Source organism: Variovorax restrictus, from assembly GCF_051216715.1.
Classification (GTDB): Bacteria; Pseudomonadota; Gammaproteobacteria; order Burkholderiales; family Burkholderiaceae_C; genus Variovorax.
In genome coordinates this window covers 2,241,419-2,268,096 of the sequence record NZ_JBPJZH010000001.1, presented here as the reverse complement: position 1 = coordinate 2,268,096, position 26,678 = coordinate 2,241,419, and the positions used below count along the sequence as shown (strand labels likewise).

At 70.1% G+C, this 26,678-nt stretch carries 24 protein-coding genes; 14 read left to right on the top strand and 10 right to left on the bottom strand.

Annotation, left to right across the window (positions count from 1 at the left end; translation table 11 throughout):
• Positions 1-137: 137 nt before the first annotated feature.
• From ACSFA0_RS10715 to ACSFA0_RS10685, 7 genes are all read right to left on the bottom strand, one after another.
• Positions 138-1,085: a lysophospholipid acyltransferase family protein gene (locus ACSFA0_RS10715; RefSeq protein WP_435450166.1), complete on the bottom strand. Its 948-nt coding sequence runs from the start codon at positions 1,083-1,085 to the stop codon at positions 138-140.
• Complete coding sequence (locus ACSFA0_RS10710) at positions 1,082-2,845, bottom strand: ABC transporter ATP-binding protein (RefSeq protein WP_435450165.1); 1,764 nt, start codon at positions 2,843-2,845, stop codon at positions 1,082-1,084. Before ACSFA0_RS10710 ends, ACSFA0_RS10715 begins: the two co-directional genes overlap by 4 nt.
• Positions 2,842-3,864 (bottom strand): diacylglycerol kinase family protein, encoded by a 1,023-nt coding sequence (locus tag ACSFA0_RS10705; protein WP_435450164.1) that lies wholly within the window; start codon positions 3,862-3,864, stop codon positions 2,842-2,844. The genes ACSFA0_RS10710 and ACSFA0_RS10705 overlap by 4 nt, the downstream gene beginning before the upstream one ends.
• Entirely contained in the window at positions 3,861-4,976 is a 1,116-nt protein-coding gene (locus tag ACSFA0_RS10700) for a fatty acid desaturase family protein (RefSeq protein ID WP_435450163.1), read from the bottom strand. Before ACSFA0_RS10700 ends, ACSFA0_RS10705 begins: the two co-directional genes overlap by 4 nt.
• Before the next feature lie 96 nt (positions 4,977-5,072).
• A complete protein-coding gene (locus tag ACSFA0_RS10695; protein WP_435450162.1) occupies positions 5,073-5,843 on the bottom strand; it encodes a DUF3108 domain-containing protein in 771 nt (256 codons plus the stop codon).
• A gap of 30 nt (positions 5,844-5,873) precedes the next feature.
• Complete coding sequence (locus ACSFA0_RS10690) at positions 5,874-6,806, bottom strand: hypothetical protein (RefSeq protein ID WP_435450161.1); 933 nt, start codon at positions 6,804-6,806, stop codon at positions 5,874-5,876.
• A 5-nt stretch (positions 6,807-6,811) separates the two neighbouring features.
• Complete coding sequence (locus ACSFA0_RS10685) at positions 6,812-7,945, bottom strand: CDP-alcohol phosphatidyltransferase family protein (protein WP_435450160.1); 1,134 nt, start codon at positions 7,943-7,945, stop codon at positions 6,812-6,814.
• Positions 7,946-8,026: 81 nt separating this feature from the next.
• Here ACSFA0_RS10685 and ACSFA0_RS10680 point away from each other — a divergent pair, with 81 nt between their 5' ends.
• The 7 genes from ACSFA0_RS10680 (at position 8,027) to ACSFA0_RS10650 (ending at position 14,845) form a co-directional block, all read left to right on the top strand.
• Entirely contained in the window at positions 8,027-8,920 is an 894-nt protein-coding gene (locus ACSFA0_RS10680; RefSeq protein WP_435450159.1) for a metallophosphoesterase family protein, read from the top strand.
• Positions 8,921-8,982: 62 nt separating this feature from the next.
• Positions 8,983-9,426, top strand: a complete 444-nt coding sequence (locus ACSFA0_RS10675; protein WP_435450158.1) for an HIT family protein — start codon at positions 8,983-8,985, stop codon at positions 9,424-9,426.
• 11 nt (positions 9,427-9,437) lie between these two features.
• The gene (locus tag ACSFA0_RS10670) at positions 9,438-10,628 is read left to right on the top strand and encodes an LptF/LptG family permease (protein ID WP_435450157.1); all 1,191 of its coding nucleotides are present in this window, start codon (positions 9,438-9,440) and stop codon (positions 10,626-10,628) included.
• The gene (locus ACSFA0_RS10665; protein ID WP_435450156.1) at positions 10,625-11,692 is read left to right on the top strand and encodes an LptF/LptG family permease; all 1,068 of its coding nucleotides are present in this window, start codon (positions 10,625-10,627) and stop codon (positions 11,690-11,692) included. The genes ACSFA0_RS10670 and ACSFA0_RS10665 overlap by 4 nt, the downstream gene beginning before the upstream one ends.
• Positions 11,689-12,897 carry a CDP-alcohol phosphatidyltransferase family protein gene (locus ACSFA0_RS10660; RefSeq protein ID WP_435450155.1) on the top strand — a complete coding sequence of 403 codons (1,209 nt, stop codon included), beginning with the start codon at positions 11,689-11,691 and terminating at the stop codon, positions 12,895-12,897. Before ACSFA0_RS10665 ends, ACSFA0_RS10660 begins: the two co-directional genes overlap by 4 nt.
• A gap of 6 nt (positions 12,898-12,903) precedes the next feature.
• Positions 12,904-14,040: a dATP pyrophosphohydrolase gene (locus ACSFA0_RS10655; RefSeq protein ID WP_435450154.1), complete on the top strand. Its 1,137-nt coding sequence runs from the start codon at positions 12,904-12,906 to the stop codon at positions 14,038-14,040.
• Between the two features lies 1 nt (position 14,041).
• Positions 14,042-14,845 carry a nucleotidyltransferase family protein gene (locus tag ACSFA0_RS10650; protein ID WP_435450153.1) on the top strand — a complete coding sequence of 268 codons (804 nt, stop codon included), beginning with the start codon at positions 14,042-14,044 and terminating at the stop codon, positions 14,843-14,845.
• Here ACSFA0_RS10650 and ACSFA0_RS10645 read toward each other — a convergent pair.
• On the bottom strand, positions 14,831-15,622 hold the full coding sequence (locus ACSFA0_RS10645; protein ID WP_435450152.1) for a phosphocholine cytidylyltransferase family protein: 792 nt from the start codon (positions 15,620-15,622) through the stop codon (positions 14,831-14,833). The two genes, ACSFA0_RS10650 and ACSFA0_RS10645, sit on opposite strands and share 15 nt — an antisense overlap.
• Before the next feature lie 256 nt (positions 15,623-15,878).
• Here ACSFA0_RS10645 and ACSFA0_RS10640 point away from each other — a divergent pair, with 256 nt between their 5' ends.
• The 7 genes from ACSFA0_RS10640 (at position 15,879) to ACSFA0_RS10610 (ending at position 24,422) form a co-directional block, all read left to right on the top strand.
• Positions 15,879-17,192, top strand: a complete 1,314-nt coding sequence (locus tag ACSFA0_RS10640; protein ID WP_435450151.1) for a cytochrome P450 — start codon at positions 15,879-15,881, stop codon at positions 17,190-17,192.
• A 14-nt stretch (positions 17,193-17,206) separates the two neighbouring features.
• Entirely contained in the window at positions 17,207-19,171 is a 1,965-nt protein-coding gene (locus ACSFA0_RS10635) for a non-ribosomal peptide synthetase (protein WP_435450150.1), read from the top strand.
• 211 nt (positions 19,172-19,382) lie between these two features.
• Positions 19,383-21,206 carry a fatty acyl-AMP ligase gene (locus ACSFA0_RS10630; RefSeq protein ID WP_435450149.1) on the top strand — a complete coding sequence of 608 codons (1,824 nt, stop codon included), beginning with the start codon at positions 19,383-19,385 and terminating at the stop codon, positions 21,204-21,206.
• Between the two features lie 7 nt (positions 21,207-21,213).
• Positions 21,214-21,471, top strand: coding sequence for an acyl carrier protein (locus ACSFA0_RS10625; RefSeq protein WP_435450148.1), 258 nt, complete (start codon positions 21,214-21,216; stop codon positions 21,469-21,471).
• Positions 21,468-22,649, top strand: a complete 1,182-nt coding sequence (gene spt, locus ACSFA0_RS10620; protein WP_435450147.1) for a serine palmitoyltransferase — start codon at positions 21,468-21,470, stop codon at positions 22,647-22,649. Before ACSFA0_RS10625 ends, spt begins: the two co-directional genes overlap by 4 nt.
• Before the next feature lie 17 nt (positions 22,650-22,666).
• Positions 22,667-23,509 (top strand): hypothetical protein, encoded by an 843-nt coding sequence (locus ACSFA0_RS10615; protein ID WP_435450146.1) that lies wholly within the window; start codon positions 22,667-22,669, stop codon positions 23,507-23,509.
• 28 nt (positions 23,510-23,537) lie between these two features.
• Positions 23,538-24,422 (top strand): hypothetical protein, encoded by an 885-nt coding sequence (locus ACSFA0_RS10610; protein WP_435450145.1) that lies wholly within the window; start codon positions 23,538-23,540, stop codon positions 24,420-24,422.
• An 18-nt stretch (positions 24,423-24,440) separates the two neighbouring features.
• Here ACSFA0_RS10610 and ACSFA0_RS10605 read toward each other — a convergent pair whose 3' ends face one another.
• Together ACSFA0_RS10605 and ACSFA0_RS10600 are read right to left on the bottom strand one after the other, a co-directional pair.
• The gene (locus ACSFA0_RS10605) at positions 24,441-25,514 is read right to left on the bottom strand and encodes an ELM1/GtrOC1 family putative glycosyltransferase (protein ID WP_435450144.1); all 1,074 of its coding nucleotides are present in this window, start codon (positions 25,512-25,514) and stop codon (positions 24,441-24,443) included.
• 155 nt (positions 25,515-25,669) lie between these two features.
• Positions 25,670-26,656 carry an NAD-dependent epimerase/dehydratase family protein gene (locus ACSFA0_RS10600; protein ID WP_435450143.1) on the bottom strand — a complete coding sequence of 329 codons (987 nt, stop codon included), beginning with the start codon at positions 26,654-26,656 and terminating at the stop codon, positions 25,670-25,672.
• Positions 26,657-26,678: the final 22 nt, after the last annotated feature.

Sequence of the window (26,678 nt, the reverse complement as noted above, 5' to 3'; positions counted from 1 at the left end):
CGCATGGCGTTACCCAGCTATCGGCAGCGAGCGGTGACGCTTGAGGGGGCGCAACGCCCACGCGAGCGTCGACCCACCGCGAGTCACGTTTTCAGGAACAAATGCACAGGTGGGGAATGGCCGCGACGGCCATTGCCTCAGGACGACGCGGTCGGCAGCGGCGTCGTCGCCGGACGCAGCTTGCGCCAGCGCCGGTGGTGCCAGCTCCACAGCTCGGGATGCAGGCGGATCTGCTGCTCGGTGATCTGCACCAGCCGCGTGACATCCGCGTCCAGCGGGCCCTGGCCCAACGGCACCGGCGGCTGGATCTCGAAGCGCCAGACCGGCTCGGCCGCGGTCGTCGCCACCGGCAGCAGCGGCGCACGCGCGGCGCGGGCGAGCTGCGCGGGGCCGGCCGGCATGGACGCGTCCTTGCCGAGAAAGCGCTGCACAAGGCCGGTCTCGGCCTGCTGCACGCCCTGGTCCATCATCACGAAGACGATTCGGCCCTGCTTGAGCGCCGAGACCATCTGCGCATAGGCGCGCAACCCGGTGTTCGCCAGGATGCCCTCGATGCCGTACTGCTCGAGGCCGTTCTGCAGCAGGCCGGCCGACATCATCCGTGCCTCGCGGTAGACCACGCTCACGCCCCAGCCGGCGCGCGCCAGCTTGACAGTCAGTAGCGCGGCATTGCCCATGTGCGTGGCCAGCAGGATCGCGCCGCGCCCGCCGGCCATGGCGGCACGCAGGTGGTCGAGGCCATCGACCTCACAGCGCGCGATGAGCGCGTCTTCGTCTTGCCGCTGGTCGAACATCGCGAGGATCTCGAGCACGGCGGTGTTGTTCACGCGGTAGGCCTCGCGCAGCAGCGGCGCGATCGACGCATCGCCGGGCGCCTTGCCCAGCGCCAGCGCCATGTCGTGCGCGATGCGCCGGCGTTGCCGCCACGCCATGCGGTACTGGATCGCGCCGGCCAATCTGCCGAGCAGACGCACGCGTTGAAAGCCGGCCACGCGCAGCACGGTGCGCAGGCCGAGGAAGAGCGCGCGGCGGCGCGCGCGGCGCAGGCGGCGGCCGAGGTCGACCGGGCGTTCCGCATCGCTCACGAGCTCTCCTGCGGTCCGCGCACCAGGCTCACCTGCGCATCGGCCAGCCGGTAGATGCGGTCGGCCGCGTCGATCAGCCCGCCCTGGTGCGCCACGGCCAGGATCGTCAGGCTGCCCTTCAGGCGCTTCACCGTGTCGATGACGACGGCCTGCGCCTCGGCATCGAGGCTGCTGGTCGCCTCGTCGAGCACCAGCAGGCTCGGCTTGTGCACCAGCGCCCGCGCGATGGCCAGGCGCTGGCGTTGGCCACCCGACAGGCGCGAGCCGCCCTCGCCCACGCGGGTCTGCAGGCCTTCGGGCATGGCGTCGACGAAGTCGAGCGCATCGGCGGCGCGCAGCGCGTCGCGCAGGTCGGCCTCGCTCAGGTCCTTTTCGCCGAGCGCCAGGTTGTAGGCGATCGATTCGTTGACCAGCACCGAGTCCTGCGGCACGTAGCCGATCTGCCGCCGCCACGGTCGCAGGGCCAATTCGGGCATCGGCACGCCGTCGACGCGCACGCTGCCCGCCTCCGGCTGCAGCAGGCCCACCACCAGGTCGAGCATCGTGGTCTTGCCCGCGCCCGAGGGGCCGACGATGACCGTCAGCTCACGCGCGTGGATGGTGAAGGAGGCGTCCTCGAGCACCGTGCGGCCATCGCCATGGCGGAAGCGCACATGGTCGAAGGCGATACGGTCCGCCAGCGTCGCCGTGCGGTCGCCGCCCTTGGGCTCGGCCTGCGCATGCGCGGCGTCGATGCCGTCGATGAGCGCCCAGTAGGCGCTCTCGCGCACCACGATCTGCTGGTAGGCGCGCTGCGTCTTCGACAGATAGCTGACCACACGCGCCAGCAGGAAGAGCATGACCAGCACCGAGGCCAGCGGCATCTTCAGCACCACCAGGCTCAGGAAGAAGCCGGTGCCGACCATGATGGCGAGCAGCGGGTCCTGCAGCGCGCTGAGCGCTTCGCGGCTCACCACCTGGCGGCGCAGTGCGCGGCGCAGCTGCTTCATCTGGTCGGACAGCAGCGCATCGACGTGGTCTTCGCGCGCCATCGCCTTGAGCGGCTTGGCCGCGGCGAGCTGCGCGCCGATGGCCGACAGCAACGAGGTCAGCAACTGCGTCTGGTGCTGGCCCGCACGGCGCGAGCTGCGGATGAGCGTGTGCAGCAGGGTCAGCAGCAGCCCGCCGGCGATGGCCGTGGCCACGCCCGCCTGCCAGGAGATCGCCAGCGCGATGCCCATGTAGATCAGCGAATTCAGCAGCATCGCCGCCATCTCGGCGCTGTACTGGAAGGCCTCGGACGCGCGTTGCGCCTCGGTGGCGACGGCGTTCGACAGCCGGCCGACCGACTGCTGCAGGTAGTGGCTCCAGCGCGCGCCCATCACCGCGCGGATCAGCGCCAGGCGCAGATCGGTCGCGATGTGCGCGACCGTGTAGCCGACCTGCTTGTTGGCCACCAGCGTGAGCCCCGCGCGCAACGCGATCAGCGCGATCGCCAGCGTGAGCATGACCGGCGCGGTCGGCTGCAGCCCCAGGAAGTCGGCGATGCGCGTGGCGACCTGCTCGGGCATGGACGGCTTGCGGCCCGGGTCGTCCGCCGTCGTGAGCGTGAGCATCGACAGCAGCATCGACATGCCGAGGCCGTCGAGCAGCCCCGCGACGAAGACGGCGGCGAGCGCGGCCGCGCTGCGGCCCGGGTAGGCGCGCACGAAGGCACCGATCATCGGCACGGCGCCGCGGGCGCGTGCGGCGGTCACGGCGTCGGCCGGTTCACTGCTCATGTTGCGAAGAACCGCAGGGACGGGCCGCGGCGGATCACGACCGGGCGTGCCGGGTCCGTGTCATAGGCCTCGCCGTCGAGCGAATAGCCGGCGAGGCCGGTGATCTCGACGTGCTCGCATCCGCCGCTCAGGAAGCCGTGCGCCACGTCCATCGGGCGCGAGAAGCGACCCGTCAGCAGGCGCGGCAGCGAGCGGTAGAAACGTGGGGCGTGGCGCGACACCGCCGTCAGGCGCATGCCGCCGTCGGCGCGCGTGGCATAGGGGTCGAACAGGCCCTGGCGGTGCTGGAGTGTGGTCGCGAGCAGCAGGCTCACCTTGCCTTCGAGCCGCCCCATCGGACCGGCGTCGATGCGCAGCTCAGGGCACGACAGGCCCGACCGCCCGCGCAGCGCGAGCACCACCAGGCGCAGCAGCGACGACACCGTGCTCAGGTGGCCGGTGCGCAGCGCACCGTCGCCGCCGATGCGATGCGCGTGCGTACGGCGGATCACACCGTCGATCAACGCCGCCCCGACCCACAGGCCGCGGCGTGCCGGTGCTGGCGTCTGCTCGATGCACAGCGTGGCGCGCTCGACGAGCGCGGCATCCCAGCGCTTCGCTGCGATGGCCGCCAAGGCGCGCTCGAGCAGGCGCAGCGCGTCGATGCCCGGTGTCAGGTCGGCGGCCGTGAGGTTGGTGCGGCCGCCCGGCAGCACGAGCAGGTCCGGCAGCCAGGCGCCGGCTGGCAGGCTCGCCAGCTGGTCGATCACGGCGCGCACAGTGCCGTCACCAGCCAGCACCATCACATGACGCTGGCGCCGCGCCAGGATGGTGTCGACCGCGGCGGTGAGCGATGCGGGGCCGTCGACCACCACCACCTCGGCGCCTTGCGCCTTCGCCGCGGCCTGGGCCTGTTCGGCCAGGCCGCGGGCCGCGCGAAAGCTCAACGGGTTGACGATGAGGCACGGCGGCAGCGCGGCGTTCGCCAGCGACTCGACCACGTCGGAGAGGGCCGCCCCTCCGGGTACGCTGGCGATCAAGATCGGTCGGACCGCGGCAGCCACGCCCGCATGGCCGACTGCTCGTGCGGCGTCTGCCGGGCCGACTGCCAGAGCTCGCGCACGGCCGCGAAGAAGCTGTCGCGGTTGGTGAGGCGGTACGACGCATCCGCCGGCAGGTTCGCCATCAGGCGGCGATGCGCCTCGTCCATGTTGTGGTACGGCAAGGCGGGAAAGAGATGGTGCAGCGCGTGGTAGCGCAGGCCCACCGGGAAGAAGGCGATGGTCAGCCAGGTCTGGCCGGTGATGTTGATCGATTCCTCCACCTGGCCCGCCAAGTCCATCGGCGAACCGTCGTTGACATAGCGATGCGCGGCCAGGTTGCGCACCCAGTTGAGCCCCAGTGTGAAGGCCAGCAGCCCGTAGCCCATGGCGACATGGGTGAAGCTGATGACATCGCGCCACACCAGCACGGCGAGCGCCACGATGTAGGCGAAGCACAGCACCTCGGCGATCTTCAGGTGCTTCTCGAAACGCTTGGGGAAGCGTTCGCTGTAATACGGGTTCGACACCGCCGCCGACGCGCGCGTCAGCACCCAGTGGCGCAGCCCGCCGTGCAGCCACGACAGCGGCCCCAGCACGCCGAAGCGCACCAGCATGAAGAGCGGCAGCAGCGGCGCCTGCGCCAGGTACTTGAGCGTCTCCTTCACCGGCGACGAACCGAGCGGCAGGTATTCGCCGTCCGACGGGGTGCCGAAGCGGCGGTGGTTGTGGTGCTCGATGTGGTTGCTGTACAGGATCCACGGCATCAGAAACGGGATGCCCAGCGCCAGGTTCCACGCCCGCTTGAACCACACCATCTGCTGGTTGGGCATGTGGATGATTTCGTGGATAAAGGTGCCCGAGCGGAAGAACAGCAGGCTGGCGACCAGGAAGGCGGCGATCTGCACGGCGCTCCAGGGCGTGGCCAGGAAGTACACGGCCGTCAGCGCCCAGCCCACGCCGGTGCTCAGCAGGAAGTCGGTCCAGTAGATGGCGGGCGAGCGTTCGAACAGGTCGTCGATCAGCGTGCGCGCCTGTCCCCGCCATGCGAAGTTTCGAGTGGCCGCGGCGGCGGCAGGAGCCCGATCGACGGGCGTGGAGATGGCAGTCACGGCTCTGCGGAAGGAAACGGGAGGGGGCTGAAGCATACCGTTTGCGGCAAGTCCCCGGCGGGGGCTCCGGTTCCAAGGCACGCTCGCGGACGCCCCTTACCCGCTGACGTCGACCAGCGTCATGTCGAGCGGCGCGTCGAAGGGTGGCAGCGTGAGGCGGATGCGCACCGGCAGGAACTGCCGCGCCGGCTCGACCCAGACCTCGGCCCGGGTGTCGTCGGGCTTGCGCAGGGCGCGGGTCAGCTTCTGGGTCCGCAGGGTGCCCGCCGGGGTCCGGATGCTCTCGGCGCCGGAAGCCTCGAAGACCCAACTTTCGGCCCGGCCGCGCGTGCCGACCACCGGGATCACGACCTGTCCGCCGGTCTTCGCCTTGTCGGGGTCCGCCGTGAGGATGGCCTGCAGCTGCACCAGCCAGCTCACGCGGTCCTGTGCGCCGGGCATCAGCGCGATGTCGGGGGCCGACCCCGAGAAGTCGATCTTCGATTCGGCGCGCACGAAGAGCGCCTCGCGGGCGGACTTGGTCAGGCGCTTCTCGACATAGCGCTCCGGGGCCACGCCGTCCGCGTCGAAGCCGCCCCGGCTGGCCCAGTTGATCAGCGCCAGGCCGGCGACGGTGCCTTTGAGGTGGGCCTCGTAGGCGTCGCCGGTGCGCTTCCACGCGAACTCGCCGCTGCCCCGGATACCGCCGCGCTGCATCTGGTAGAGCACGGTGAAGGAGCGCGCGATGCGGGTCGGGTAGACCTTGGATTCAGCGTCAGGGGCCGGGGGCGCGGCAACCGGTTCGGCAGCGAATGCACTGGATGCCAGCAGGATCGCGGCGCACAGCGCGATCCGGCACCGGAGGAAACTCGAGGGGAAAAAAGGCATGTGCAAGCGGCGGTGAAGATCCGCCCATTCTCAGCGCAGCACGCCACGCCGTCGCAAGCGCCAGTAAATGCCCGGTGCGGCCAGCAGCGGATGCCGCCGCTGGAAGGGGGTGGGTTCGATCCTGTAGCCGCTGTGGCGCTCCACCTTCCACGCGACGTAGTCGGTCGCGTTGTCGAAGGTGAGCGCGGCCTTCAGCAGTCGCAGCAGGTTCAGCACCGGCCCCAGCCGACGACGCCTGCGCCAGCGTTGCTCGGCCGTCACGCGCTCGTCCGGTGCCAGCACGGGCGCCAGCTCGCCCGGCGCCGTGGTGAAGGCCAGCCCGCCTTCCTTCCAGGCCAGCGGCAGCAGGCGGGCATAGCGCGGCCCGTCGTGCGCCAGCAGGTCGGCGCCGCGCGTGCTGCGCTCCACGCGCAGCTCGGCCGCATAGGTGCGCGCATACAGGGCGCGCCAGAAGGCGACTGGCTCGGCGCGCAGCGGCCCGAGCATGGCGGCCCAGTGCGCGGCGGCGACCACCGCGTCGCACACCGCGTCGCGCATGGTGAGCCGGTCGGCCTCGCTCCGGGCGTGAATGCAGGCGCAGGGCTGCGAGAAGCGCGCCCACAGCGTCGTGTCGATGCGCTGCACCGACATCGCCCGCCGGAACTGCGCGACCGTCATCACCGCGTACTTGGCGCGCAGGGGGCGGCCATCGATCGATTCTTCCAGGTAGCCGACGTTGGGTGGCAGCAGGCGGTTGGCGCAGGCGGCGAGCCAGGGGCCCGGCCAGTCGCCGACGTGGTCGACCAGCACGTAGAAGTCCAGCACGCCGTCGAGCGCGCTGTCGCGCAGCGCCGAGCCGTAGAACAGCACGGCGGCCGCCCCGCCCTTCGCACGCGCGGCCAGCCGCTCGGCCAGCGTGACGACGGCGGGCGGCACCTCGCGCCGCAGTTCGTCGTCGATCAGCGCGCGCAGGTCGTCGGTCACTTCATTCACATCGGCGCAGAGAGCCAGGAACGCAGCGGGCCGCGGCGGCGCGCCACCGCGGCCTGCAACAGCCGCACGGCATGCACGACCAGGCAGGCGACGGTCCAGATCGCCACGGCGAGGATGCCGAGGTCGGGCCGGCCGAAAGGAAGTGACGCCGTCAACAACAGCAGGTTCGGGTTGCGGCGCGCCGTGATAAGCCGGAAGCGACTGTCGAAGCGCTCCCACACGTGCATCTCGATGCCGAAGCAGGCGATGAAGAGGCCTTCTTCCAGCCGTTGCAGCACGTAGCCCGCGACGATGGCCGTGAGCGCCAGCGCGGCGTGCGTCAACGGCAAGCCGACGGCCGTCAGCCCGACGATCCAGGCCCACCACCAGAACGGCGGGTGGACCAGGTCGATGGAGTGGTCGAAGAAGTCGCCGAAGCGCGACGAGTTGAGCGTGACGCGCGCCAGCTTGCCGTCCACCGTGTCCAGAAAGGTCATGCCCCAGGCGGCCGTCAGGCCCCAGCCGTAGTGCCCGGTCCAGAACAGCCACATGGCGGCCAGCACCAGCACCAGGCTGAGCGAGGTCACCTGGTTGGGCGTGATGCCGGCTTCGGCGCACAGCCGCGTGACATAGCGCGCCGGCCGTGGCCAGGCGTAGAGCGTGACCAGGTCGGTCACGCCCTTGTAGGCGCCACGGAAGGTGCGCCACTCGATGGCGTCCATGCTCTCCGCGGTCAGCGGCAGCAGGTAGGGCGGCTCGCGCTTGCGGAGCTTGTCGTTGTAGCCGTCGGCGATCTGCGCCGGCGAGACGCTGCGTGCGCCGGCCAGGGCCTGTCGCTCGGCCAGCAGCCGGGCGGCTTCGTCGGCCTGCGCGGCCGCGACGGACAGCGCGACCACCTCGCCGTCGCCCTCGCCCGCACGCAGCGCGACGTCGTCCGTCGCACCCGCGAGGCCACGCACCAGCGCCTCGTCGTACACCCAGTCGGCGCGCAGCAGCACGACGCGGTCGGCATCGGCCGGTGTCGTCGCCACACCGGCTCGTACGAACTGACGCTGCAAGCGCGCCTCCGATGTGAGACCCCAGACCTGCAACGTCGATTGGCCGACGACGATCCCCGCAACGCGCTGGGTGGGCGCCTTGTCGGCGCTCATGAAGACAGCCCGGCACGCGGGGTATGAAGTTTTGGCATGATCGAAGCGAGTGTCCAGACAGAAAGCAGCCGGCGATTATCGATGAGCGAATTGACCTTGGCCCACGTGTCGGACCTGCACCTCCCCTTCGAGCCGGTGCTGTCGCCGCGACAGCGCCTGTCCAAGCGCCAGCTCAGCGCGTGGTCGTGGCAACGCCGACGCGCGCTGCACCGCACCGACATCCTCGACGCGCTCGCGCAGGACCTGCGCGCCCACGCGGTCGACCACATCCTGGTCACCGGCGACATCACCAACTTCTCGCTGCCCGGCGAGTTCGAGCAGGCGGCGCGCTGGCTCACGGCGCTCGCGCCGGCGGAGCGCATCAGCCTCGTGCCAGGCAACCACGACGCCCTGGTGCCGTTGCCACATGCGCAGGGCCTCGGGCGCTGGCAGGGCTGGACGCGCGCGGACGATGGCTGGCCCTTCGTGCATCACCGCGAAGGCATCGCGCTGATCGGGCTGAACTCGGCGCTGCCGACCGCGCCGCTGCTGGCGCGCGGCCGGCTGGGTGACGAACAGCTCGCACGCCTCGAACAGCTGCTTGTGGCCGAAGGCCAGGCGGGGCGCACGCGCATCGTCCTGCTGCATCACCCGCCGGCCGCAGGCGCGATCGGCTGGCGCAAGGCCCTGGCCGACGCCCCGGCGCTGCGCGCCGTACTGCGGCGTGCCGGCGCAGAGCTGGTGCTGCATGGCCACGCGCGCGACGCCCGCATGGACGTCGTGGCCGGGCCTTCCCTGCCGATCCCCTGCCTCTGCGTGCCCTCGTCGTCGGCCGTGCCGAACCCGAAGGACCAGGGCGCGCTGTGGCACCGGCTGCGGCTGATGGACGGTGCCAACGGCCCGCAGGTCAAGGTCGAGGTGCGCCGCTGGTCGACCGAGGCCGCGGCCTTCGTCGCCGATGGCGCCTATGCGCTGGCCCTGCCGCGCGCCAGCTGAAGCGACTCAGGCGAGAATGTCGCCCGCTGAGCACGAGCACAACACGACCCTGGACGACTGCGATGGCCAATGCCACTGAAACGAAATTCGGCGATCCCGCCACACGCCTCGCGCAGACGGAGTGCTGGACGCTGCTGCTGCGCCCGAAGCAGCCCACGCTGGGCGCGTTGGTGCTGGTGTGCCGTGAGCCGGTCCAGGCCTTTGCCGATGTGAGCGCCAAGGCCTTCGCCGAGATGCAGGGCATGGTCCGCGCCATCGAAGCCGCGCTGCGCGACGTGGTGGGCTACGAACGCATCAACTACCTGATGCTGATGATGGTCGACCCGGACGTGCACTTCCACGTGATCCCGCGCTACGACGGCACCCGCACGTTCGAGGGCGTGGCCTTCCCCGACGCCGGCTGGCCCGGCCCGCCCGCGCTGGACGCCGCCGTCACGCTCGACGCCGCGATGACCGACACACTGAGCGCCGCCCTGCGCGAGGCCTTGCAGCGCACCGCCGTCTGAGACTTCGCCCCTTGCGCTTTCTCTCGTTCAATCGGCTCGACCGCTACGCGGTGCGCCTGTTCGCCGTGCCGCTGCTCACGGCGCTGGCGACCATGCTGCTGGCGACGATGCTCCAGCGCCTGCTGCGGCTGTTCGACATCGCGGCCTCCACCGGCGCATCGATCGCCAGCGTGCTGTTCGTGGCGGCCGACCTGGTGCCGCACTACCTCGGGCTTTCGCTGCCGGTGGCCTTCACCGCCGCCATCTTCATGGCCGCGGCGCGCATGGGCGACGACAGCGAACTCGACGCGATGCTCGCCACGGGCCGCTCCATCGCGCGCATCGCGGCGCCCTACTTCGTGCTCGCGCTCTTGCTCTGCGTGTTCAACCTCTACCTCTTCGGCCGGCTGCAGCCGCTGGCGCGCTACGACTACCACGTCAAGATGGATGCGGTGCTGCAGACCCAGTGGGACGCGAAGATCGAAGAGAACCGCTTCATCGACATCGCCCACGGCTTCAGCTTCAGCGCCGACAGCGTGGAAGACGGTGGCCGCCGCTTCACAGGCGTCTTCATGGAGCGGCGCCAGGGCGGCATCGAGGAAATCACCACCGCGGCGCGCGGGCAGCTCGAAAGCAACCCTGAGAACCGCAAGATGCGCCTGAAGCTGGAAGACGGCCTGCGCGTGCGGCAGACGAGCGACGGCGCGATCGCCACCACCCGCTTCGTCGACGGCTACGTGGAGAACTTCTCGCCGGCCCGGGCGCCCTACCGCGATCGCGGCGACACGACGACCGAGCGCACGCTGCCCGAACTCTGGCAGGCGATGTGCAAGGGCTGCGACCCCGGCTCGGCCGCCGAATTCCACAGCCGGCTGGCACGCGTGCTGCTCCCGCTGCTGCTCCCGCTGCTGGCGCTGCCGCTGGGCATGGCGTCGAAACGCGGGCGTCGCACGCCGGGCGTCGTCTTCGCGTCGCTGGCCTTGCTGCTGCTCAACCACACGCTCCAATTCGGCAAGAGCCTGGCCGAGAGCGGTCGGCTGCCCGCCGCACTGGCGGTGTGGACCCCCTTCCTGCTCTTCGCGCTGCTGAGCCTGTGGATCTTCCGCGGCAGCCTCGCCTGGCCCGGCGACAACCCGGTGTCACGCACCGTCGGCGTGCTGGAGCGACTGATCGAACGCCTCAAGCCGCGGCGCCTGAGCAACGTGGCGAAGGCCGCGCCATGAACCGCGCGATGGCTTCGTACCTGCGGCGCCGCGTCGGCACGCAGATCCTGGTGCTGCTGCTGGTCATCACCGCGCTGATGCAGGTGTTGGAACTGCTGGACGTGACCACCGACGTGCTCAAGCGCGACCAGGGCTTCGTCGGCATCCTGTACTACGGCCTGCTGCGCCTGCCGGCCGAGCTGGTGACAGCGCTGCCGCCCGCCGTGCTCCTCGGCACGCTGATGGCGCTGGCCAGCATGTCGCGCCACCTCGAGATCGCCACGATGCGCACCGCGGGCCTGAGCATGATGCGGCTGCTCGGCTACCTGTTGCCATTGGCGGCCGTGCTGGCGGTCGCGCAGTTCGTGCTCTCCGACCGCGTGCTGCCCCCGGCCGAAAACGGCCTGAAGGAATGGTGGAGCGCCAGCGCGCCGGCCGACGACGCGCCGACCAAGCGCTGGGCCCATACCTCCGGCGGCACCGTGTCGATGGAGCGCACCAGCCCCGATGGCCGTCGGCTGATCGACGTGCGGCTGTATGTCCGCGACGATCGCGGCCTGATCAAGAGCCGCCTCACCGCCACTGAGGCGCAATGGGACGGCCAGACCTGGCGGCTCAAGGGCGTCGACGAATTCGTCTACCGGGCGCAGCGCGTCGAGCGCATCCAGACCGCCGATCGCGCCTGGGACACCAACCTGCGGCCCGACGACGTGCTGCGCCTCGACGTCGCGCGGCCGAACCTCTCGACCGCCATGCTGGCCGAGGTGATCGCTGGCACCCGCACCGGGACCCAGCCTCACCGCTACTACCAGAGCGTGCTGTACCGCTCGTACGCCGCGCCGCTCGCCATCTTCGTCATGCTGCTGCTGGCGCTGCCGACGGCGGTGTCGCTGCCGCGCGGAACCGGCGGTGCGTCGAGAATGGCGATGGCGCTGCTCCTCGGCCTGGGCTTTCTTCTCTGCGACGGCATCGTCGCGGCCCTGGGGCTCGCCGCCCGCTGGCCGCCCCTGGTCATCGCGCTCGCCGCGCCGGCACTGTTCGCCGCGATCGGCCTCCTTCAACTGCGCGCCTCCGACCGAATATGAATCTCTGGATCGACACCACCGCCGCCACGCGCGCCGAACCGCTCTACGGCATTGCGCCGGTGGAGCGCCTGCGTCGCAGCGTGAAGCATCTCGACGCCGGGACGAAGGTCATGCTGTCCGGCGTCGACGCCGGGCGCACCGCGTGGCCCCTCGCGAAGACCGACATCGACACGGCGCCGCTGGGCACACGCCTGCGCAAGGCGCTGGCCGGCGGCGCGCTGGTCGCCATCGACGGCGGCAACGCGGTCGACCCGCGGCTCATCGGCGTGCTGCTGCGTGGCACGGGCCCTTGCGTCGCCGCACGCGGCGAGGGCGCCGAGCGGGCCGTGGTGCTGCGCCTGGACAAGACGCTGGCCGACGCGATCCCGGCCGACGCGCAGACGCTGCGCGAGGTGGCCGAAGCATTGACGGATGCCGGCCGCATCGCGCCGTACGACGAAGCAGACTTCCCCGCCTACGTCAACAAGCTGCGCCGCACCCTCCCCTATTGGATCTACGCAGTGAACGACCCCGCCACGCGGCGCCGGCTCGAGCGCCAGATGTTCTGGGACAACTACAAGGGCTCGACCGACCTGCTCACGCGCTGGGTCTACCCGCCGCTGGTGTGGCCGCTGGTGCGCCTGTGTACGCGCTGGGGCATCCACCCCAACACGGTGACGGTGCTGTCGATCATCCTCACGGTCGCGGCCGTGCCGCTGTTCGCGCAGGGCGAGTTCCTGCTGGGTTTCCTTTGCGCCTACGGCATGAGCGTGCTCGACAGCGTCGACGGCAAGATCGCGCGCGTGACGCTCACCGATTCAGCCATCGGCAACGTCCTCGACCACGGCGTGGACATCGTGCACCCGCCCTTCTGGTACTTCGCCTGGGCCTGGGGCCTGGGCGGGCGGTCGATGGACGACCCGCTCTATGCGGCGGCCATTTGGCTGATCGTGTTCTACGTCGGCGACCGCATCGTGCTGGGCATCGCCAAGGCACGCCTGGGCTTCGCGCTGCATGCAGCGACGCGGCTGGACGGCCGCGTGCGCAGCTTCATCGCGCGGCGCAACATCACCATGACGATCATGGCGCTCGCGCTCCTGGTCGGCGCCGGCCCGGCCGGCTTGTACATCGTCACCGCCTGGCAAGGTCTGACGTTCGCCTGGCACGGCGCGCGCACAGTCTGGCTCGGCTTCCTCGCACGCAACAAGGCCCGCCCGGCTGCCTGAAGTCTGATGACCACGCTCGACATCGTTCCGGTGCGCACACCGGCGGAACTGGACCGCTTCATCCAGCTGCCTTCGACCATCCACGCACGCGACCCGCACTTCGTGCAGCCGCTGACGATGGAACGGCGCGAAGCCCTCTCACCCCGCAAGAACCCCTACTTCGCGCACGCCGAGACGCAGTTCTGGCTGGCCCGCAGGAACGGCCGCGACGTCGGGCGCATCAGCGCGCAAATCGACAAGCTGGTGAAGGACCCTTTGGTCGGCCACTTCGGGATGATCTGCGCGGAAGACGACACCGAGGTTTTCGCGGCGCTCTTCAAGGCCGCCGAAGACTGGCTCGCCGCGCGCGGCAAGACCAAGGTGCTCGGCCCCTTCAACCTGTCGATCAACGAAGAGACCGGCCTGCTGGTCGACGGCTTCGACACGCCGCCGATGATGCTGATGGGCCACGACGCCCGCTATGTCGGCGCACGGGTCGAGGCGCAGGGCTACGCGAAGGCGAAGGACACGATCGCTTACCTCTACGACATCGAGCACGAGCTGCCCGCCGCCGCGCGCCGCATGATCGGCCCGCGCAAGCCGGCGGCGCTGACGGTGCGCAACCTCGACACCCAGCGCTACCTGGAAGAGTTCGACACGGTCACCGCGATCTTCAACGACGCCTGGTCGCAGAACTGGGGCTTCATCCCCTTCACCGAGGCGGAGATCGCGCACATGGCCAAGAGCCTGAAGATGTTCATCGACCCCAAGTGCGTGGCCATCGTCGAGCTCAACGGCACGGCCGTCGGCTTCGGCATCGCATTGCCCAATCTCAACGAGATGATCGCTGACTTCGGCGGCAAGCTGTTCCCCTTCAACTGGGCCAGGCTGATGCTGCGGCTCAAGCGCGGCACGAAGACCGCACGCGTGCCGTTGATGGGCATCAGCCGCAGCATCAGCGGCGAACTGGCCGGCGCCATCGCGCCCTTCCTGGCCATCGACACGATGCGCCAGGGGTTGCGCGCCAAGGGCGTGAAGCAGGTCGAGCTGTCGTGGATCCTCGAGGACAACCGGCCGATGCGGCACATCATCGAATCGCTCGGCGCCAGCCCGTACAAGACCTACCGCGTCTACGAGAAGACCCTGAGCACCCGTGGCGCCTGACATGAGCGGACTCACCGCGCTGGTGCTGGCCGGCACACGGGCGGGCGGCGACCCTCTGGCCGACTACGCCGGCGTGAGCCACAAGGCGCTGATCGACATCGGCGGCACGACGATGATCGAGCGCGTGGTCGCGGCGCTGGTCGCTGCGCCCGCGGTCGGGCGCATCGTGATCGCGATCGATCGACCCGGACTGCTGGAAGGCCTGCCGGGCCTCCAGCCCGATGTGTGCCACAAGCCATGGACCACGATGCCGACACAGGAAGGCCCGAGCGCCACGGTGGCCGCGGCGCTCGCGCGCGAAGGCACGCCGCTGCTGGTCACGACCGCCGACCACGCATTGCTGAAGGCCGCGTGGATCGCCGAGTTCCTGGTCGCCTGCCCGCCCGAGGCCGACGTGGTCGCGGCGCTGGCACCGCGCCAGGCGGTCGAAGCAGCGGCACCCGCCACGCGCCGCACCTGGCTGCGCTTCTCGGACGACGACTTTTCGGGCTGCAATCTCTTCCTGCTGGCGCGGCCGAAGGCCGCCGGCGCGATCGCGTTCTGGGGCGAGATGGAGCGGCTGCGCAAAGAGCCGCTGCGCATGATGCAGCGCCTGGGCGGGTGGTTCGCGCTGCGCTATCGGCTGGGCTGGCTCAGCTCGGCGGCGGCGGCCGAACGGCTGGGCGCGCTGTCCGGCGGCGCGCGGCTCGCTCTGGTGTCGATGCGCGACGGGCGCGCCGCGATCGACGTGGACAAGGCCGCTGACCTGGACCTGGTGCGCCGCATGGTGGCGGCCGACGGCCCCTCCTCCTCAGACGGTCGCTGAAACCTCGGCGACCCGCGGCGTCGCGCTGGCGCCGAGCCAGCCGGCGGCCAAGGACCGGACGTACGTCAGATCGGCGGGGAAATCGAGTTCGCCCCATTGCAGCCCTTCGATCGAGGCCACGCGGATGTCCACACCGGCGCTCGCCAGGCGGTGGATCGCCGAGAGGTACCACAGGCCCGGGCCTTCGGCGGTGCGCATCGTGCGCTCCAGCTCGGCCACGAACAGCGCGGCACCCTCGGCCCCGAAGCGCAGGAAGCCGATCGATTCGCCATTGACGCGGTCGGCCGACAGGGTCTTGCCGATGGCGCGCAGGCGATCGCCCTCGACCTCGACCTTCATGTCGTCGGCGTCGTAGCCCGGCTTGCGGTCGATGGTGACCGTGATGGGCGCAGCCGGTGCTGCCAGCAAGCGGCGTGCGATCTCGGGCTCGAACAAGGTGTCGCCGTTGAGGATCAGGCAGGGCGCCTTCAGTTCCGCGCGTGCCATCCAGCAGCTCGCGAGGTTGTCGGCCAGCTTGTAGAAGGGGTTGAACAGGGTGCGCACCGTCATGCCGGCCGGCGTGATGCGTTGCAGCGCCTGCTCGACGAGGTCGGACCGGAAGCCGGTTACCACGACCGCTTCGCCGATGCCCGCCTCCACGAGTCCGCGCAATTGCCATTCGAGCATGCTGCGGCCATCGCCCAGGTCGAGCAGACATTTCGGGAGTTGTTCGGTCAGCGGCAGCAGACGGCTGCCTTGGCCGGCACCGAGGATGAGGGCACGCTCAGGTCTTGACACGTTGATTCACCAATCAGAAAGAGGAGAACGATGGGGAGGGCTTGGCGATGCGGTGCGACAACGCACTTGCCGGTCTCGAGGCGCAGCGCACCACTGGGGCGGCGCGGATCGAGCGCCGAAGTCTGCCAGAGTTGGCGGACGGCTGCAGCGCCTCGCCGCCGGGCCCTGCGCGATCGGGGCGGAGGCGGACATGGACGCAGCGCACGGTGCGTGCGTGACATAATCGACGGCTCAGCACGAAGGGCAATTTCGGATTATGGCACAGGGACTTTTGGCGCCGGGCCCCGACGAGGGCTACGACCTCGACGCCAACGACGAGACCTTGCCGGTGCTGCAGCAGCTGCTTTCCCGCTACGGCGCGATTTGCCGCGTGCCCTCTCTGACACGCGCGGGCGACGGCCTCATTCTTCACGACCCCGACGACATCCGCCGCGTGCTGCTCACCCATCGCGGCAACTACGTCAAGGGCGCGGGCCTCGAGCGGGTGCGTGTGCTTCTGGGCAATGGCCTGATCGTCAGCGACGGCGAGTTGTGGGCGCGCCAGCGCCGCATGATCCAGCCCGCCTTCCAGGGGCAGGCCACACGCGGCTTCTCACCGGTGGTCGAGCGAGTCAACGCCGACCTGCTGACGCGCTGGCAAGCGCACGCCGACAGCGGCGACCCCATCGACCTCACCCACGAGCTCAGCAGCGTCGCGCTGGAGATTGTGTTGCGCGCGCTGTTCGGCCCCGACTTCGATCGCTTGGTCGAGGCCGAAGGCGGCAGCCCCTTCGACCTGCTCACCGACGAAAGCCGGCGCGACCTGCAGTTCGCGGCCCGCTTTCGCGGATTGGCGCGTTTCGTGCGCGCCATCATCGAAGCTCGCCGCCAGGAAGCACGGATCGAATCCGACTGGCTCTCGATGCTGATGCAGGCCCGCGACAAGGCCAGCGGCGAGCCGATGCCGGACCGCGCGCTGCTCGATGAGGTCATGACGCTGATCGTTGCGGGCCACGAGACCACGGCCAGCACGCTCAACTGGACCTGGTACCTGCTGTCCCGGCACCCCGAAGCGGAAGCGGCACTGCATGCGGCCATCGCCCACGCCACACCCGGCGGGACGGTGGCGGACCAGGCACTGTCCACGCCCTTCGCTTCCGCCGACCACGTCGAACAGGTGCTGCAGGAAGCGCTGCGGCTCTACCCGCCGGTATGGCTCTTCAGCCGACGCGCGCTGCAGGACGACACCCTCGGCGGCCACCACGTGCCTGCGGGCACCGACATCTTCATTTGCCCCTACCTGCTGCACCGCGATGCTGCGCAGTGGGACCGGCCCGAGGAATTTCTCCCCGCGCGCTTCGCGCCCGACGCCGCAGCGGGCCGGCATCGCTTCGCCTACCTGCCCTTCTCGGCCGGCCCGCGCTTCTGCGTGGGCGCCGGGTTCGCGATGGCGGAGATGGCGACCCACCTGACCATGGTGGCGCAGCGCTTCCGATTGGTGGCGGTCGGCACCGAGCCGGCCGAGGCCGAGTTCCAGATCAACCTGCGCACGCGTCATCCCCTGCGGATGCGGATCGTGCCGCGCCGCTGAGCGGCATCCCTTTCATGCGCTTCGACACCCTTCACGACATCCTCCCCGCCACCGCGCGCGACGACCGCCAGATCACGCTCATCGAGGGCGACAAGGAGCAGCGCGTGCTGAGCTTCCAGCGGCTGCGCCAGCGTGCGCTCGCCGTGCTGGGGGCGCTGCAGCGCCAGTCGATCGCGCCCGGGGACACGGTGATCCTGTGCCTGGCCGACAACGAGCGCTTCCTGGAGATGTTCTGGGCCTGCGTGCTGGGCGGCATCGTGCCGGTGCCGCTCGCGCCCGGCACCACCGACGCGCACCGCCAGAAGCTGTTGCGCGTGTTCGCGCAGCTCGGCCCGAGAACGTGGGTCAGCATCGACACGCCGTCGCTGGAACGCCTCGACGGCTTCGCCGCGGCGCAGGGGACGGCGGACGAGGCGGCGGCGCTGCGTGCCCGCGCCCTGATTCCCGGCAGCCTCGACATCGGCGGCGTGCCGGGGCAATCCGTGGCACCGAGTCCGGACGACCTCGCCTTCATCCAGTACTCCTCCGGATCCACCGGCGAGCCCAAGGGCGTGCTGCTGACGCACCGCAACCTGTGCGCCAACATCGCCGCGATCATCGAGGCCGCAGCCTTTTCCGACCGCGACGTGGCACTCAGCTGGATGCCGCTGTCGCACGACATGGGGCTGATCGGCTTCCACCTGAACATGCTGGCCTGCGGCGCCAGCCACGCGATCATGCGCACCGATCTGTTCGCCCGGCGGCCGTTGCTCTGGCTCGACCAGGCCAGCCAGCGCCGCGCGACGGTGCTGTGCTCGCCGAACTTCGGCTACCAGCACTACCTGCGCCAGTTCGCGCTGAAGCCGCCCATGGGCCTGGACCTGTCGGCCGTGCGGTTGATCTTCAACGGCGCCGAGCCGATCGCCGCCGAGCTGTGCCGACGCTTCAGCGCCGCGATGGCGCCGCACGGCCTGAAGGCCAACACGATGTTCCCGGTGTACGGGCTCGCCGAGGCCAGCCTCGCGGTCAGCTTCCCACCGCCTGGCGCGGCGCTCCAGAGCGTCGAACTCGACCGCACGGCCCTGCGTATCGGCGCGCCGGTGCAGGTCGCCGCACAGGGTTCGGCCCACGCGGCCGAGTTCGTGAAGCTCGGCCGCGCGGTGCCTAGCTGCGCGGTCCGCATCGTCGACGATGGCGGCGGCGAGTTGGGTGACCGCATCGTCGGCCATGTGCAGATTCGCGGCGACAACGTGTCGATCGGGTACTTTGGGGCGCAGCCCGACATCGCCACGCCGCGCTCGACCGTCGACTGGCTCGACACCGGCGACCTCGGCCTGACCTTGGATGGTCAGCTCGTCATCACCGGTCGCGCCAAGGACCTGATCATCGTCAACGGCCAGAACTACTACCCCGCCGATCTGGAAGCGATCGCGCAGCAGGTGCCGGGCGTCGAAGCCAACCGGGTCGCGGCAGCCGGCGTGCGAAGGGCGGGCGACGACACCGAATCGCTCGCGCTCTTCGTCATCCATCGTGGGCCACTCGCGGATTTCGTGCCGAAAGCGCAGGCCCTTCGGGAGGCGATCGGCCGTCAGACCGACCTGGAACTGCATGACGTGGTCCCTGTGGGCGCGATCCCGAAGACCACCAGCGGCAAGCTCCAGCGCTACGCTTTGGCGCGCGCCTTCGAGCAAGGCGAATTCGCTACAATCATGAAGGAATTGGCGGATTGTCTGTCAGCGAACGCCGCGACGCAGCCTGCCGGTGAAGGGCCGAAATCCACGGCCCTGCGCCTCAAGGAGATCTGCCAGCCATTGATTCCTGAGCAGCAGATCACGGTCGACACCAACCTGCTGGACATCAACCTGAAGTCGCTCACCCTGGCCCGCATCCATGAAGCCATCGAGCGCGAATTCCCCCAACGGATCGAGGTCACCGACCTCTTCGACTACCCCACGCTGGCGCAATTGGCGAAGCTTCTGGACGAGCCTCAGACCCGATGACTGTGCATAGCATCGATGACAGTTTGACGTCCGGCGGCGTTCTCCAATCCCGCAGACATTGCGTTGCCTCCACGTTGCGAGCGACGCGCCCTTGGTTAAAACTGTACCGTTCAGTACAGTTCCAGTTTTAGAGTGAAGCAGTGCATGCCCCATATGTTGCGTTCGAGCGTTCCTCCGGAAGTCGAGAAGCACCAAGCACGGGAGGTGCGCGGTGAATGACGCCCTGCTTCCCGCTGCAGCACCGACGCCGACGGCCAGCGGCATTGCGCTGCGCAGCGCGGTCTTCTCCACCCTGACCGAAGCCCTGGATTACGCCGCGACCGGCGACACCGGCTTCAACTACTACGACGGCCGAGACAGGCTCTCTGCCGTGCTGCCTTACCGCGAACTGCGTGCGCGCGCGCTGGCGTTGTCGCGCCACCTAGCGCCACTGGGTCGTGGCCAGCGGCTGGCGCTGGTGGCCCACACGCATCCCGACTTCGCCGTGATGTTCTATGCGTGCCAGTACGCCGGGCTGGTGCCGGTGCCGCTGCCGGCCGCTGTCCATCTGGGCGGCCGAGACGCCTACGTCCGCCATTTGCGGCAACTGATGCGCGACTGCCAGGCCGTCGCCGCCTTCGCGCCGTCCGAATTCGTCGGCTTCCTGAAGGAGGCCAGCGAAGGCCTGCCGCTCACGCTGTCGGGCACGCTGGACGACTTCCTCGGTCTCGACGCCCAGGCCGACTTGGCGCCGTCGCCCGCGCCGACCGACCTGGCCTACCTGCAGTACACCTCGGGCAGCACCCGCTTTCCGCGCGGCACCATGATCACGCAGGCCGCGGTCATGGCCAACCTGGGCGCCATCTTCAACCACGGCTTCGCGCTCACCGAGGACGATCGCTTCTGCTCCTGGCTGCCGCACTACCACGACATGGGGCTGGTGGGTATCGTGCTGGGATGCATGGCGACGCAGCGCTCGGTCGACTACCTGCCGACGCGCGAGTTCGCGATGCGCCCGCGCCTGTGGCTCAAGCTGATCTCGCGCAACCGCTGCACCATCTCGTACAGCCCGCCCTTCGGCTACACCTTGTGCGCGCGCCGCCTGCGTCCGGCCGACATCGAGGCCCTCGACCTGTCCTGCTGGCGCATCGCGGGCGTCGGCGCGGAGATGATTCACCCCGAGTCGTTGCGCCAGGTGGCAGACATCCTGGCACCGGCCGGCTTCGACGAACGCGCCTTCCTGCCCAGCTACGGCATGGCGGAGTGCGCACTGGGCGTGAGCTTCGCCCCCGTGGGCAGCGGCCCGCGCAGCGACCTCGTCGACATCGATCGCCTCTCCCGCACGGGCGAGGCGCACCCGCCGATCGACGGCGAAGCCGCCGTCAAGGGCAAGGCCTTCATCGACTGCGGCCGGCCGCTGCCGGGCTTCGAGGTCGAGGTCCGGGGCGACAAGGGCAACGCGCTGCCCGAGCGCCGGTGCGGCACCGTGTACCTGCGCGGCCCCAGTGTGATGTCGGGCTACTTCGGCAACCCCGAAGCCACGCAAGAGGTGCTGTCGGACGACGGCTGGCTCAACACCGGCGACCTCGGCTACTTCGCCGACGGCTCGCTGTTCGTCACCGGCCGCGCCAAGGACCTGATGATCATCAAGGGCCGCAACATCTGGCCGCAAGACCTGGAGTACCTGGCCGAGCAGCAGCCCGAGGTGCGGCCGACCGATGCGTCCGCCTTCACCGTGACGGACGAAGACGAGAACGAAGCCGCCGTGCTGGTGGTGCAGGTCCGTGAAACCGACCCGGTCAAGCTCGCGTCGCTGTCGGTGCGCCTCAAGCAGGCGATCAACGCCGAGTTCGGCATCCATTGCCTGATCGAGCTGGTGCCGCCGCACACCTTGCCGCGCACCTCGTCGGGCAAGCTCTCGCGCAGCATGGCGCGCCGCGACTTCCTGAAGCGTTGCGGCGAGGAGCCGCAGTTCGGCTTCGTCAAGGACGATGCACGCCTCTTGCTTCCCAACACCAGCGTCGGCCGCGACGTGGCCCTGACGACCCCTGATTGAACGCACCGTGACCGAACTGAATCCGGCGACCATCGAACGCGCCATCCGCGACGCCCTCGAGGCCATCCGCCCCGGCAATGCCGCCCTGGGCGGCGACGCCGACCTGATGCAGGAAGCGGACCTCGACTCGATCGGCGTGATGGACCTGGTGATGGAGATCGAGGACCGCCTCGACCTGTCGATCCCGGTCGAGACGCTGGCACAGGCGCGCACCATCAACGGACTGCGCGCCGGCATCGGTCAACTGAGCGGTGGTGTCGCGTGAGCCTGCTGGACAAGTTCGGCGCACAGCGCCAGCTCCAAGCCCAACTCGACGCCCTGGGCGGCGTGGCCCCGATCGCGACGCCCATGGACCAGATCCATTCGGCCACCGCCGCCACCATCGGTGGCCGCCGCATGGTGCTCGCCGGGACCAACAACTACCTGGGCCTGACCTACGACGCCGCCTGCCGCGCGGCGGCCATCGAGGCCATCGAAACGCAGGGCACCGGCTCCACCGGCTCGCGCATGGCGAGCGGCAACTATGCCGGTCACCGGGCCCTCGAACGTGAGCTGGCCGAGGCCGTCGGCTGGCCGTCGTGCATCGTCTTTTCCACCGGCTACCAGACCAACCTCGGCGTCATCTCCGGGCTGGCCGACACCGGCGACTACCTGCTGGTCGATGCCGACAGCCATGCCAGCATCCACGACGGCTGCCGCCTGAGCAACGCCACCACCATCCGCTTCCGGCACAACGACCCCGAGAACCTCGACCGCCGCCTCGCACGGCTCGGCGCCGATGCGCATCGTGCGCTGATCGTGGTCGAGGGCGTCTACAGCACGCTGGGCGACCGCGCGCCGTTGAAGGAAATCGCAGAGATCAAGCGGCGCTACGGCGCCTGGCTGCTGGTCGACGAGGCACATTCGTTCGGCATCTTCGGTGAACGCGGCCTCGGCCTGTCGGAGCAGCTGGGCGTGCTCGACGACGTGGACTTCATCGTCGGCACCTTCTCCAAGAGCCTGGGCGGCGTCGGCGGCTTCTGCATCAGTCGGCATGCCGAGCTAGAGTACCTGCGCATGGTGAGCCGGCCGTACATCTTCACGGCCTCCTCGTCGCCACCGTCGATCGCGGCCACGCGCGAAGCGCTGCGACAGATGCTGGCCGGGCATGCGCTGCGCGAGCGGCTGATGCGGCACGCCGAACGCTTCTACGCCGAAGCCGCGAAGCTCGGCTACCGGCTGGGCACCAGCACGCCCGGCCCGGTGGCGGCGCTGGTCTTCACCGAGCGCGCCGAAGCGCAGGCGCTGTGGCAGTCGCTGCTCGACAGCGGCATCTACACCAACCTGATGATCCCGCCCGCGACACCCGCCGGCCTGAGCCTGGTGCGCATTAGCCTGAGCGCGGCGCACAGCGACGACGACATCGGGCAGATCATCGCGGCGCTCGCCAGCGCACGACGCTGAGCGCCCCAGGCTGTTCCATGTCGCAGCGCCGATTCGCCGTCGTCACGACCTGCCACGCCGCCGGCTACGACGCCTATGGCCGGGTCATGGTCGAGACCTTCCTCGAACACTGGCCGCACGATGTGCCGCTGATGCTCTACCACGAGGGCTTCGTGCCGCCGTCGGCACCGGGACGCATCGACGCGCACGACCTGAATGCCGCGAGCCCCGAGCTGGTCGCGTTCAAGGCGCGACACCGTGACAACCCGCGCGCCATCGGCCAATGGCGCCCGCGCCGACGGCTGCGCCTGGGCCCCTTGTCGATCCCGCTGCCGTGGCGCGTCAAGAAGGCGGGCTACCGCTGGGACGCGGTGCGCTTCTCGCACAAGAGCTACGCGATCTTCGACGCCGCGCGCCACACCGACGCCGACGCGCTGATCTGGATCGACGCCGACACCCGCTTCTTCGCCGATGTCGACGTGGCCGAACTGGCCGCGATGATGCCGCCGGACAGTGCCGTGTCCTGCCTGCGGCGCCCGAACCACACGGAATGCGGCTTCGTCGTCTACAACCTGCGGCATCCGGAAACGCGGCGCCTGCTGGCCGAGTTCGAGGCGATGTACAGCCAGGACCTGCTCTTCGCCGAGTACGAGTACCACGACTCCTACCTCTTTGACGTGGTGCGCGAGCGCGCCGAAGCGCGCGGTGCGCACACGCACGACATCGCCGAAGGGGCAGGCTGGCAGGCCTCGCACGTGCTGATCAACTCGCGCTTGGGTCGCTTCATGGACCACATGAAGGGCGACCGCAAGGTCGACGGCAAGAGCCGCGCGAACGACCTGCTCGTCGCGCGCGACGAGGCCTACTGGCAGCACCGGTAGACGGCCGCGACTACGGTGAAAATGCGGCATGCGCAACGCCGTCTTCATCCACACCAACCCCAAGCAGATCGTCGGCGCCCTGGTGGCGCAGCATGCGTTGCGCAGCCGCAGCGCCGCGCCCGAGCGCTTCGACGTGCGCATCCTCCAGACGACCGACTTCCCCGCCTTAGAACGCTTCGAAGGTCGCCGCTACCTGCGTGAAGGCCAGCAGGTGCTGTGGCGCAACGACGACCTGCAGTCGTTCACGCCGCTGCGCTTCGCGGTGCCCGAGCAGATGGGCTACGCCGGCCGCGCGGTGCTGATCGACCCCGACATCTTCGCGCTCGGCGACATCAACCTGCTGCTCGAGCGCGACATGGGCGGGGCCGCCGTGATGGCGCGGCAGATGGACGGCGATTTCCGCCGTCCGCTGCACTACGCGTCGAGCGTGATGCTGATGGACTGCGCGCGACTCACGCACTGGCAATGGGAGGCGGACTTCGAACGCACCTTCCGCGGCGAGCGCGACTACCGCGACTGGATGTGGCTGCTGCTCGAGCCGCCCGGCAGCGTCGCGGCGCTGGCGCCGGAGTGGAACGACTTCGACCGGCTCACGCCCGAGACCAAGCTGCTGCACAACACGCATCGCCGCACGCAGCCGTGGAAAACCGGCCTGCCCTCGGACTTCACGCCGCGCGGCACCACGCTCAAATCGCGTGCGGGCATCTGGCTGCGCAAACTCACCGGCCGCGGTGCCGGGCACTACCGGCGGCATCCCGATCCGGCGCAGGAGAAGCTCTTCTTCCGGATGCTGGGCGAATGCCTGGACAACGGTTCGATCGACCGCGCCCTGCTCGACGAGGAGATCGCGCGCGGCCATGTGCGCCGCGATGCGATGGATTGCGTGGCCCGCGCCGCGCGCGCCGCCGCCTGAAGGCGCGCGCCCGGCTGATCAGGCCGGATCGATGAGCGCGTGGATGCGCGACAGCGTCGCGGCGCGCTCCTGCCGCGCGATGTCGAGCACACGCCCGCTGCCGTCGAAGGCGCCGGCCGCTTCCAGCGCACGGTGCAGCAAGCCCAGATCGCGCAATGAAGACAACAAGCCCAGGTCCTGCAGCGCATCGAAGCTGCGCGCCACGATCGACCCCGGCCGTCGTGCCGCAGCATCACGCCATGCCGTCGCCATGCGCCAGCGCCAATCCGCCTGACGCGGCAGCGCGAAGGGCACGACCGGCCGCCCGGTGAGTAGCGCCTCGGCCAGCATCGACGCGCTGTCGGTCGTCACGACGAGGCGATCCGCGCGCTGGCGCAGGGCGGCATAGGGGTTCTCGCCCTCGCCCCAGCGAACGACCTGCGCGGGCACATCCAGCGACCGAGCCAGGGCCTCCATCGCCGCAGCCGGCGTGCGCGGGCTGCCGAGCACCCAGGCGCTGCCGCCATTCGCCCGCACCTGTGCGTTCACGAGGTGCGCAAGATCGACGGCCGCTGCGTCGTCGAGCACGAAGGGCCGGCTGTCGCCACCGACCATCACCAGCGTCCAGGGCCGCGGCATGCAGGCTGCCTGTGACGCCAACGCCTTCGGCAACGGCACGTCGACCAACACCGGTGGCGGCATGAACGGCATGCGATGGCTCAGCACATTCGCGCGCACGGGCACCGCGTACTGCGGCGTGGTGACGACCAGGTCGAACCACGCCAGCGGCGCCCACGGCCGGTTGACGTGGACCAGCCGCGTGCGCCCACCCGACTGTCGGCGAATCCACCGCGCCGCCGGCACGCTCTTGCGCCCGGCCGCCAGCACCACGCGCGGCCAGGGCGGCTGCAGCGCGGCCGCGTCCTGGCTGCGCCAACTGAGCCGCGAGGCACCCAGCAGAATCGGCGGCAGCCCCGCCGCGGCGTTGAAGCGCAAGGACACGGTGCGGTACGGCACGCCCAAGGCCTCGGCGATGGCCAGCAGCTGCTGGTTGTCGCCGTGGCGCGCGCCCAGCAGCACCCAGACCGACGCCGCGCCGGGATCGGGAGGCATGGCCATATCAGTCATCCATAGCCCTGCGCGCCGCCCGCAGCCGATGAAACCGGCGCGGCCAATGCCAGGGATACCGCGGAACCGGCTTTGCCGGGCCGCTGGTATCGCCCCCTTGAGGGGGAGGCGCCGCAGGCGCTTCGGGGGTGGGTTTCATCTCACCCCGGCAACCAGCCGGTCGACCGGTACCAAGCGACCGCGTCGGCAAAGCCGGCGTCGATATCAAACTCCGGCGACCAGCCCTCCGGCCGCGCGAGTTCGGCCGGCGAGACGCCCCAGTCGGCATGGCGCAGCTCACGCAGCTTCTGGGAATTGAGCATGGCGGCCGAGCCGCCGAGGCGCGCCACATCGCCCACCCATGCAATGCCGCGCAGCAGCCCTTGCGGCGCCTGCACGAAGCGCGGTGCCGGGTTGCCGACAGCCCGCGCGGCGGCGCCCAGCAGTTCGTCCCAGCGATAGCCCTGCGGCTGCCCGTCAGCCGCGGCGACCACCTGGCCCTGTGGTGTCGACGCGACCAGCGTGACGATCAGTTGGGCCACGTCGCGCACATGGATCAGCGCGGCCCGCGCGTCCGGCCCGCCGAGGAGGGGCACGCGCGGCCAGCGGGCAACCTGGAAGAAGCGCAGCGTTTCGCGGTCACCCGGGCCGTAGACAGCGGGTGGGCGTAGCACCGTGGTGCGCGTGCCCATCGCGGCCAGCGCCGCGGCCTCGCCGGCGCGCTTGCTGGCGGCGTAGTCGGACAGCTGCGGTTCGCGCGCAGCCAGGCTGGAGACGAGCAGGAAGTGCGCATTGGGCGACAGCCGCTGCGTTGCCTGCGCGATGCGCGCGACGCCCTGTTCGTTCACCGCGAAGAAGTCGGCCCGCCGCGCTGCCTTGATGAGCCCGGCCAGATGGATCACCGCATCCACGCCCTCCACCAGCCGCGCCACGGCCGCGTCGTTGTCGAGCGAGCCGGCCACGACCTCGGGTGTCGACTCGCGCCAGTCGGCACCGGCGGGCTCGCGCCGCAACAGCAATCGCACCTGCCAACCCGCCTGCACCAGCGCAGCGACCAGATGCCGGCCGATGAAGCCGGTCGCGCCGGTCACGGCGACCCGCGGCGCACGCACAACGGCGACATCGGAATTCGGGGGAAGCATGGGCATCGCAGACGTGAGAAAGAGGGCG